General features: G+C 53.8%; 9 protein-coding genes. 7 read left to right on the top strand and 2 right to left on the bottom strand.

Features of this window, described 5'->3' with window-relative positions:
• The first annotated feature begins 498 nt into the window (after window positions 1-498).
• From QTO31_RS00760 to QTO31_RS00750, 3 genes are all read left to right on the top strand, one after another.
• Window positions 499-1,215: a hypothetical protein gene (locus tag QTO31_RS00760; protein WP_301427779.1), complete on the top strand. Its 717-nt coding sequence runs from the start codon at window positions 499-501 to the stop codon at window positions 1,213-1,215.
• A 70-nt stretch (window positions 1,216-1,285) separates the two neighbouring features.
• Window positions 1,286-1,684, top strand: coding sequence for a hypothetical protein (locus QTO31_RS00755; protein ID WP_031459111.1), 399 nt, complete (start codon window positions 1,286-1,288; stop codon window positions 1,682-1,684).
• A gap of 48 nt (window positions 1,685-1,732) precedes the next feature.
• Window positions 1,733-2,398: an SOS response-associated peptidase gene (locus tag QTO31_RS00750; protein ID WP_301427778.1), complete on the top strand. Its 666-nt coding sequence runs from the start codon at window positions 1,733-1,735 to the stop codon at window positions 2,396-2,398.
• Window positions 2,399-2,441: 43 nt separating this feature from the next.
• Here QTO31_RS00750 and QTO31_RS00745 read toward each other — a convergent pair whose 3' ends face one another.
• Window positions 2,442-3,185, bottom strand: coding sequence for a response regulator (locus QTO31_RS00745; RefSeq protein ID WP_031459109.1), 744 nt, complete (start codon window positions 3,183-3,185; stop codon window positions 2,442-2,444).
• Window positions 3,167-3,889, bottom strand: a complete 723-nt coding sequence (locus QTO31_RS00740; protein ID WP_031459108.1) for a Maf family protein — start codon at window positions 3,887-3,889, stop codon at window positions 3,167-3,169. Before QTO31_RS00740 ends, QTO31_RS00745 begins: the two co-directional genes overlap by 19 nt.
• A gap of 400 nt (window positions 3,890-4,289) precedes the next feature.
• Between QTO31_RS00740 and QTO31_RS00735 the strand changes: the two genes are divergently transcribed.
• The 4 genes from QTO31_RS00735 (at window position 4,290) to QTO31_RS00720 (ending at window position 9,692) form a co-directional block, all read left to right on the top strand.
• Window positions 4,290-6,221: an ABC transporter substrate-binding protein gene (locus QTO31_RS00735; protein ID WP_301427777.1), complete on the top strand. Its 1,932-nt coding sequence runs from the start codon at window positions 4,290-4,292 to the stop codon at window positions 6,219-6,221.
• A 128-nt stretch (window positions 6,222-6,349) separates the two neighbouring features.
• On the top strand, window positions 6,350-7,543 hold the full coding sequence (locus tag QTO31_RS00730; protein WP_301427776.1) for an ABC transporter permease: 1,194 nt from the start codon (window positions 6,350-6,352) through the stop codon (window positions 7,541-7,543).
• Window positions 7,544-7,603: 60 nt separating this feature from the next.
• Window positions 7,604-8,596 (top strand): ABC transporter permease, encoded by a 993-nt coding sequence (locus tag QTO31_RS00725; RefSeq protein ID WP_301427775.1) that lies wholly within the window; start codon window positions 7,604-7,606, stop codon window positions 8,594-8,596.
• Window positions 8,597-8,675: 79 nt separating this feature from the next.
• The gene (locus QTO31_RS00720) at window positions 8,676-9,692 is read left to right on the top strand and encodes an ABC transporter ATP-binding protein (RefSeq protein WP_031459104.1); all 1,017 of its coding nucleotides are present in this window, start codon (window positions 8,676-8,678) and stop codon (window positions 9,690-9,692) included.
• Window positions 9,693-9,839: the final 147 nt, after the last annotated feature.

Genomic DNA, 9,839 nt, shown 5'->3' with positions numbered 1-9,839 from the left:
GCTTTGCACCCAACCCCCTGTAGTATCACTGCATCACGCTCGTCAGCACATTGGAGGGACACCCCCCGCTGGCGGGGAGCAGGGTGGTGTGCTGAAATGCCAATCGATGGCTGCCAGTTGCATCCTGCACAATGCGGGCCGGAGGCCCGCGCTCCTAGGTAAAGAGGGGGAAAGATGGTCAGCTCGTTCCGATGGTGCTTTGCACCTAATCCCCTGTAGTGTCACTGCATCACGCTCGTCAGCGCATTGGAGGGACACCCCCCGCTGGTGGGGAGCGGGGTGGTGTGCTGAAATGCCAATCGATGGCTGCCAGTTGCATCCTGCACAATGCGGGCCGGAGGCCCGCGCTCCTAGGTAAAGAGGGGGAAAGACGGTCATTGGTGATCACGACCAAAACCTTAAAACGTTGAAAATCGTCAAAGGTTGAACTCACACCTTTCTCATTGTGGGCAAGTTGCGGTATACTACCAACAACACTACTCACCGCGGAGGTCCTCAGTGTCTGCCATTGATACGTTGTCAGTTGTCATTTCTGCTAGCGACGGCGCCCATCTCGAACGAGCGGTTATGGCTGCGCATATTGCCGCAACCCGGTATAGCCGTCACCACGAAATTATTATCGCCGCTGGCCCGACGGCATCTGCCGTCGCTACTCGCCTGGCTACGACCCGGCCACTCGTATATGCCACGTATCATTCTCAGCCACGTCGTGCCGCCTACTTGCTGCGCGATGCATGTTCACTGACAAGCAGTGATATAATTCTGGCGTTTGAAGCAACTGCCCCACCATCAACCCTGGCGCTCGAACGTCTGCTGGCAGCGTATACTGGTCAGGATGTCCTGGTTGGAATGCGGACACCGGCGCCGACCCATCCGTTGCAACGAACACACGCAGCTCTTATTCGTCGCATCCTGGTTAGCGATCAGGTTGATCCACTTCTGCCACTGGCACTCTTCCGGGCTGACCTGACCGATCTCCTCCCTGGTGATGGTGAATTAGCGCCGCCCCTTGCTCACTTGTACGCTATCGCTCGTCGCCGTCAGTATGTGACGGCTCAGATTGCCCTTCCTGCGCAGAGCGCTGGTGCCTATCGCACTGGAATCGCTGATCTGGCTGCATTACTGGGCCACGGTCCGGCTCGTGGTGCGCCGCCAGCGCTGGGGGTGCTGGCGGTTGTTGGCAGTCTCTGGTTGTTGTTACGCCGACGACGCTAAGTGCAACACATGGGTGTTGTCCTTCGTCTTCTATACTAGATGTAAGAGGAGTAAGACAAGGAGCAAACGTATGAGTCAACCTGAACAACAGCCCGATCAGTCGCCTGATCTCGGTGCAGAGCTTCGTGAGCTGGGTCAGCGCATCGAAACTGCTTTGCGGAGTGCCCTTGAAAGCGAGCGCGCTCGGCAAGTGCAACACGAACTGCTCAGTGGGTTGCGCACACTTGGCGAACAGGTGCAAACGGCAGTCAAGACGATTGCGGAACATCCGCGTGTGCACGAGCTGGCCGAACGTGGTCAACAAACGCTACATCAACTCCAGCAGAGCCAGGCGGCCCAAGAACTTCAACAAACGCTGGCCCGCGGGATTGCCCAGCTTAATGAACAACTGGCTGAGTTTATTAAGCAAATGCAATCACCGCCACCCGCTACCGGTGAGACGACTCGGCTCGATAAGGATGAATCTTGAGCTTCATCGGTTATCGCTGACCGCGTTTTCTCATCAAAAGGCTTGATCATGTGTGGACGGTACACGCTTGCGGTTTCGCCTGGAAAGCTATCAGATCGTTTTGCAGTCGAACCGCCATTTGATCTGAAACCGCGCTACAATATCGCCCCTACACAGGCAGTTGTCGCTGTGCGTGAGATCGACGGCCATCGCGAACTCGTTTCATTACGTTGGGGATTGATACCGGCGTGGGCAAAAGATGCCAGTATCGGTAATCGTTTGATCAATGCGCGGAGTGAAACGATCCTTGAAAAGCCGTCGTTTCGGACGGCTTTTCAGCGGCGGCGTTGTTTGATCCCTGCCTCGGGCTTTTACGAATGGCAAACACTGCCAGATGGTAAACAACCTTTTTACTTTACCCCTAGTGATGATGCTCTGATAGCATTTGCCGGTGTGTGGGAGCAGTGGCGTGCGCCTGATGGCTCGCTCATAGAGAGTTGCACAATTTTGACCACTAAGGCCAATGAAGTGGTGGCGCCAATTCACGACCGCATGCCGGTTATTGTGCCACCCGATCTCGATGCAGTCTGGTTGTATCCGACAAGTGATATTCAGCAGCTCTATAAACTTTGTCTTGCGCCGCCACCGATTGCGTTACGATGTTATCCGGTTAGCAAGGCCGTTAATCAGGTACGTAACGATAGTGAGGTATTGATACAGCCACAGGCGCAGTGAGCGTCTTTCCCTTTCTCCTATATTGTGGTAGCCGTAAAACGGTCTATTCTTCATCTTCACCGCTGCCCGACTGAATCTGCTGCGGAGTCTCAATCCAGCCACGACGCAGTGCGAGGATCACCGCCTGGGTTCGGTCATTGAGTGACAGTTTACGGAGAATTGATGAAATATGGTTTTTTACTGTCTGCGTACTGATCCCTAGCTCATCAGCGATCTCTTTGTTGCTATGCCCGGCAGCAATGCGTTCAAGCACTTCGATCTCACGTTCACTCAGGGGGGTAAAGACCTGTAAACTGGGATCACCGCCTACTGTCTGCACTTGCGGCAAATTACGAAACTGCGACAGGATTCGGCTTGCAACACGCGGTTCTTCCAGCAAAACATCGTTGATCACGTATTCACCGTAGGCCACCCGCCGCAGCGTTTCGGCGAGTGCTGCTGGTTTAATATCTTTTGAACGGTACGCTGCTGCACCGGCGCGCAGCGCATTAAACGCTGCTTCATCACTCTCGTGCATACTCAACATTACTACGGCGATGCTGGGGTACTGGCGACGAATCTGGCGTGTTAGCTCTAAACCACTCATGCCGGGCAAGTTCAGGTCAACAAGCATCACATTCGGTTCGTGACCGGCATCAACCTGTGCCAGCCAATGTAATGCTTCTTCACCATTCGCCGCCTCGCCAACAATCTGGATGTCCGGTTCGTTTGCCAGCGCCCACCGTACTCCCTGGCGAAACAGTGGATGATCATCAACAACCAGTAGTCTTACGGTTGAATTGACCATGGCGGTGGTTCCTTTCCTTGATTGCGCAGCCATGCGTGATATGCCTGTTCTGGGTCGATAGGAGGTTGTATACCGGCAACCTGTAACAACCTGGCTACTGCTGGTAACGGTAATCCTACTACATTGGTGTAGCTACCGTCGATGGCAGCAATCAGTGCAGCACCGCCACTTTGCAGGCCATATCCGCCAGCCTTATCGAGCGATTCGCCTGATGCAACATACGCGGCAATTTCATCCTCGGATAAAGAACGCATCGTGACCCGGCTGACCACCAGATCAAATAGCACCCGTCGTTGATCGTAGATGAACCCCTCAGTCCCCATATCGGGATGCATTACGATGCACAGACCGGTAAGAACGGTATGGGTACGACCGGCCAGCCGACGAAGCATCGCTATCGCATGATCTTGATTCTGTGGCTTACCCAAAACTGTTCCATCAATTGCAACTTCGGTATCGGCAGCCAAAACGATTGCATCAGGGTGTTGTTGACTGACATCAGCAGCTTTACGCCAGGCAACCAGGGTTGGATGCGCTTCCAATGGCAACGCAAGCGGTAACGCCGGTAGATGTTCGACCAAGTCAGGCGGTGGTGGCGCCGGATAGTCTTCAACCTGACTGACCAGACAGGTATACGAAACCCCAAGTTGGCCGAGTAATTCACGTCGGCGTGGCGACGCTGAAGCCAGGATGAGCGAACGCATAACCCTCCTGTTGTGACGTTCTATGACGACCTCAATCATAGCATGGCCGATAGTGACGCGCAAGACAAACACTTACAAAAATACCCTGCTATAAATCAGGAAGTTTTTCGGTTGACAGTCGCAAACACAACGAGTATAATCCCGCCTAACGATGTACAGTCTCTTCAACAATCGGTAGTTGTCGTTGCACCACGCCTCACGCTATTCAGTCCGCAAAAAGCAGGTTTGTATTATCTCAACATCTAAATTGATAGTGCAACCGGATAAGCGGCATGTAGATTCTGGAAAGGAGGTGCGCGGCAAAGAGTAAACGCAATGGCGCGGTTCGACTACCGTAGCGAAAAGAGGCTGGAAATCGTTGGTTTTATTGCCCTCAGATATTTAAGGAGGACACACACAGATGGTTAGCTTTACCAAACGCGCTGTTGCCATTATGATGGTGATGGCAATGGTTATTCCCATTCTGGCCGCATGTGGTACTGCACAACCGCAGGTGATCCGCGAGACGGTTGTTGTGGTGCAGACGGCCGAGCCAGTCCGTGAAACGGTTGTTGAGACGGTCGTAGTCACTGAGGCGGTTGCTCCAGAGCCGTACACCACACCACACCCGATTTTGAGTGACATCCGTGTGCGCCAGGCAATTGCCTACTGCACCAATCGCCCAGAGCTGATCGCTTCGGTTTACCCCTATCTCACGCCTGAGCAGCAGCAGGAACTGCTGATGGACACCTTCCTGCCGAAGGCGCACTGGGCAGCAGCCAAGGAGAACATTACCGTTTATCCGTTCGATCCAGAGAAGGGGAAGCAACTGCTCGAGGAAGCAGGCTGGACTGGATCACCGATCCGCAGCAATGCTAACGGTGAACCGCTGTCGTTGAGCTTTACGACAACTAATGCCCAGTTCCGGCAGACCTGGTCGGCTGTCTTTATTCGCCAGATGCAGGCATGTGGTATCCAGATTATTCCAACGTATGCGCCAGCCTCATGGTGGTTCGGCAGCAGCACCGGTTTGCGGCGCCGCGATTTCGAGCTGGGCGCCTTCGCTTGGGTTGGTCAGGCCGATCCCGGTGGTCAGACGCTCTACGCCTGTAATCAGATTCCGCTCCCCTCGAATAACTGGGAGGGTCAAAACTATATGGGTTGGTGCAACGAGCGGGCCAGCCGGGCGATTATTGCTGCCAACAATACCCTTGATCGGGCCGAGCGTATTCGCCAGTACGCCATCGTGCAGGAGGAATTCACCAAAGATATGGTGAGCCTGCCGCTCTTCAATCGGCTAGAGGCGTATGCTGCGACTAACCGACTCAAGAACTTCAAGCCAAACCCAACTGAGTACTACACGGCGAACGCCGATGAGTGGGAGTTGACCGAAGGTGACACGATCGTGTTAGGCTTCACCCAGGAGCCGCAGACAATGTGGAGCCTGATCGAGAGTGCTGCTGTACAGCGGGTTGCTTCGAACCTGCTCGGTGTTCCGGCAACGACCAGCTATGACTACGACTACCAGCCGGTGGGTCTGGATGGTCTCTCAACCATCGAAAGTGGCCGCGCTACCAATGTTGATGTCGAAGTTAAGGAAGGCGACATCGTCTGGAATACCGATGGTGAGGCAGTCCCGCTGGCGCCGGGTGTCGAGATTACCACTGCCGATGGTGAGACGATCACCTATCAGGGTGGTACGGTCAAGATGAAGCAATTGACCGTCACCGACAAGTGGATTTCGGGCATCAAGTGGGAAGATGGTGAGCCGTTGAAGAAGGCCGATTTCGAGCTGGCTTACAAGATCAACTGTGATCCGGATTCAGGTGCTACGTCGCTCACCTACTGCAACTCGATCAAGAGCATTGACTTCAAGAGCGATACCGAGTACACTGTTACCTTCCACCCTGGTGTGCAGTGGCCGACCTACTTCGCTGGCGCTGGTCTCGGAGCCTATCCGTCGCATCAGGTCTTGAGCGATGGCCGCAAGCTGGCTGATGTACCGGCAGCCGAGTGGCAGACCTTGCCCGAGATCATCGAGCGTCCGCTGAGCAATGGCCCCTACATCCTCAAGGAGTGGGTCAAGGGTCAGAGCATGACCTTCGAGGCGAACCCCAACTACTACAAGGGTGAGGTTAAGGTCAAGAAGGTGATCATTAAGTTCATCGCCGACACCAACCAGGCTGTGGCTCAGTTGCTAACTGGTGAAGTTGATGTACTGGGTAGTGAGACACTGGGCGCCGGTTCTGAAGTGCAAACCGTGATTGAGGCAGGTAAGGAAGGCAAGATTCAGGCCTTCGTGGTTGCCAGCCCGACCTGGGAGCACATTGATATGAACCTCTTCACCAAGTAATCGTTACCAGAACGGAAACAAGATGGCGGTGGGCAGTGTTGTTGCCCATCGCCATGCTATCTGTACTACAATAGTAATCCACGTCGGTAGACGTGACGGGTTTATGGCTACATCTAAGGAGCACTCCTATGGCAGGTTATCTTGCCCGTCGCTTCTTACAAATGTTACTCGTGGCATTAATTGCCGCCATCTGTTCGTATGGTATGTTGTACCTGGTTCCCGGCGGGCCGATTGATCAGTTGCTGGCAGAGCGGCAAAATACCGGTCAAAATCGAATTACAGAAGACGATATTCGCCGCTTTCGTGAGCGTTTTGAATTGGATATCTATTTACCATTTCGTTTTACCCGTTGGCTCATCGGCTGGCCAGCCGGGCCGTTACCCGGTGGAATCGGCGCTGACTGGCAGGTGGGTTGTGCCGTCCCAGGGCAGGTACGACTGCGTTACCCTGATGGTCGGGTGGAGGTCGTAGAAGAGGGCTGTGAAGTGCCAGTGACGATGACCGATCTCGTCGGTCGGAAGGTAAGTCGCGGCATTGTCTTCGGCGATTTTGGTATCTCGCAAGTGATGCTCCGTGGCCGTCCGGTCACTGACTTGATTATGACCCGTCTGCCGTACACGCTCTATTTAATGGGTGCTTCAATTTTCCTGTCGATCCTGATAGCGGTACCAATTGGGGTCTATTCGGCGGTCAGGCAGTATTCGCGCTTCGATTATGTGATGACAACGGTCGCCTTTATCGGCGCCTCACTCCCCAGCTTTGTCTTCGGTATCTTCGCTATTCTGCTCTTCTCAGTCCTGGCTAAAAATGCTGGGCTGCCATATCTCCCACCTGGCGATGCGGTTGGGGTCCGTGATTACACGATACCCTGGATCGGAACCGTCCAGGCCGGATCGTTCCTCGACCGGTTTCTGCGCTTCCTGATGCCGTGCGGCGTCCTGACGTTTATCAATATCGCTGGTTGGAGCCGTTTTGTGCGCGGAAGTATGCTTGAAGTGCTGAGCCTTGATTATGTGCGTACTGCACGGGCCAAAGGTGTCGCCGAACGAGTGGTTATTCTCAAGCATGCCCTGCGTAATTCGTTGATCCCCTTTGTAACCCTGTTGGCCGGTATCCTGGTTGCGCTCTTCAGCGGTGCATTGATTACCGAGACGGTGTTTAATTGGCCGGGTATTGGTCGCTTGTTTATTGATGCTCTTGGTCGTAATGATTATAATGTGGTAATGGCATTACTGATTATCAATGTTGTGTTATTGCTGATCGGGATTCTCATTACTGATATTCTGTACACGATTGTCGATCCGCGGATTCGACTAACGTAAATCGGTATTGCGACTGACAAAGGTGTTAGTCGTAGGTCAATCAATTCAAGGAGAGCTTTGATGACCACTAGCACGACTGCCGTGCCGCTTGAAGAGGTCGTCCCTCAGCGATCGGAAGGGCAATGGGCGATAGTTTTTCGTCGTTTTCGACGGCATCGGCTGGCAATGTTTTGTATTGGCATATTGGCGCTATTGCTGCTCTTATCGGCGGCAACGCCGCTTATCGCACCTTACGAACGCGATCAACCAAACCTGACTGGGCGCTTTCTGACACCACTGGGGGTTGATGCGGATGGTGGCTTTCACCTGCTGGGCACCGATCACCTTGGCCGCGATTACGCAACGCGATTGCTGTACGCTTCGCGGGTGTCACTCGGTACGGCGTTTATCGCGACTCTGATCTCTTCAACCATTGGCATCTTGCTGGGCATGCTGGCAGGATATTTTGGTGGATGGGTTGATACAATTATCAGTCGTACCCTCGAAATTGTTGCAACCTTCCCTACGCTCCTCCTCCTGCTGATTCTGGCATCAATTCTGGTACAGAACATCAACGCTGTACCGTTACCGTCCTGGGGGGCTTCACTGCTGGCGTTCATCTTTGCCGTTTCAGAGCGTGAAGCCCGCATCATTTTTGCGGTGATCCTGGTATTGGCCTTCTTTGGCTGGACGGGAACCGCTCGTTTAATGCGCGGAATGGTGCTCTCGGTACGCGAAAATGTCTACATCGAGTCGGCGCGTGCGCTGGGCGCCAGCAATGCGCGTATTCTGTTTCGGCATGTCTTTCCCAATGCCTTACCGCCGATGATTGTCGATTTCACGTTGGGCGTTAATGGTACGCTGGTTGCCGAATCGGCGTTGAGTTTCCTCGGTTTCGGCATTCAGGACCCAACACCAACCTGGGGGAATATGCTCGGCTACGCCCAAAGTTATATGTTTCAGTATCCATGGATGCCGCTTATCCCGGCAATGCCGATCCTGATTGCCTCAATCGCGATTAACTACATTGGTGATGGTTTGCGTGATGCGCTTGATCCGCGTCAGCGTGGCTGAAAAAGAGGCTCGTAGTTCCTTTTGCTCTCTAGGATCGCTGAGGGCATGAACGCTTGAGATATAAAGATACGGAGTAACTGTGGCAACTGTATCTCGTGTCGTAACCGGTGCAGAACGTTCGGTTGCCCGTCGTGGCGCTGAGTTACTGCGTGTAGAAGGGTTAAAAACCTACTTTTTCACTGAAGAAGGCGTGGTGCAGGCGGTGGATGGGGTCGATTTTACCCTCCACCGTGGTGAAACGCTCGGGATTGTCGGTGAGTCGGGGTCGGGTAAGAGCGTAACCTCGCTGTCAATCATGCGCCTGGTCAGCCCGCCTGGCCGTATTGTCGAGGGGAAGATCATTTTTGATGGGATCGATTTGCTTACCCTCGATTCTGAATCGATGCGCAAGATTCGCGGTGATCGGATCGCGATGATTTTTCAACAGCCAACGACTGCGCTGAATCCGGTATTCCGGGTTGGCGATCAAATTATCGAGACACTGGAGATTCATCAGGGATTGAAGGGTGAAGAGGCGCAGAAACGCTGTATTGAACTCCTTTCAATGGTCGGTTTACCCGATCCTCAGCGTCGGATGCGTCAGTATCCCCATGAATTGTCCGGTGGCCAATGTCAGCGGGTGATGATTGCCATGGCTTTGGCGTGTAATCCAGAGCTTTTGATCGCCGATGAACCGACAACTGCGCTGGATGTGACGATTCAGGCCCAGATTCTTGATCTGATGCGCGAGTTGCGCGAAAAGATTGACACGGCCATTATGTTGATCACGCATGATATGGGGGTGATCGCCGAAATGGCTGATAGTGTGGTCGTGATGTATGCCGGTCAGGTCGTTGAATATGCCGATGTCCGGTCGCTCTTTAGCGATCCAAAGCACCCCTATACACGCGGTTTGCTCAATTCTATGCCGGTACTTGGCGATACCCGCGAAGAATTGGAAGTTATCCCCGGCACAGTTCCCAGTTTGATCAATCCACCAAAGGGGTGTCGGTTTGCTTCACGTTGTAGCAAACGCTTCGAGAAGTGTGATCAGCCCCCACCGATGATCGAGCTAGGAACACAGCGGCGAGTGCGGTGCTGGCTGTATGAGGAATGAAGCGGGATGCGCGTTACAGCCTGGTAGTGCTCTTGCCGGCTTCTGATCGTAGAAAGTGTGATCAAAACAGCTTGCAGACGTTCGCCAGGCGTGATGATACGGTGATCTGGTAGGGTAGCATCCCCTCGTCCTACGGGTTTCCGTCTG

Source organism: Chloroflexus sp. MS-CIW-1 (assembly GCF_030444705.1).
In the GTDB taxonomy this organism is placed as follows: Bacteria; Chloroflexota; Chloroflexia; order Chloroflexales; family Chloroflexaceae; genus Chloroflexus.
Note: the sequence above shows the minus strand (reverse complement) of the source record. Positions and strands in the feature narration are given on the sequence as shown.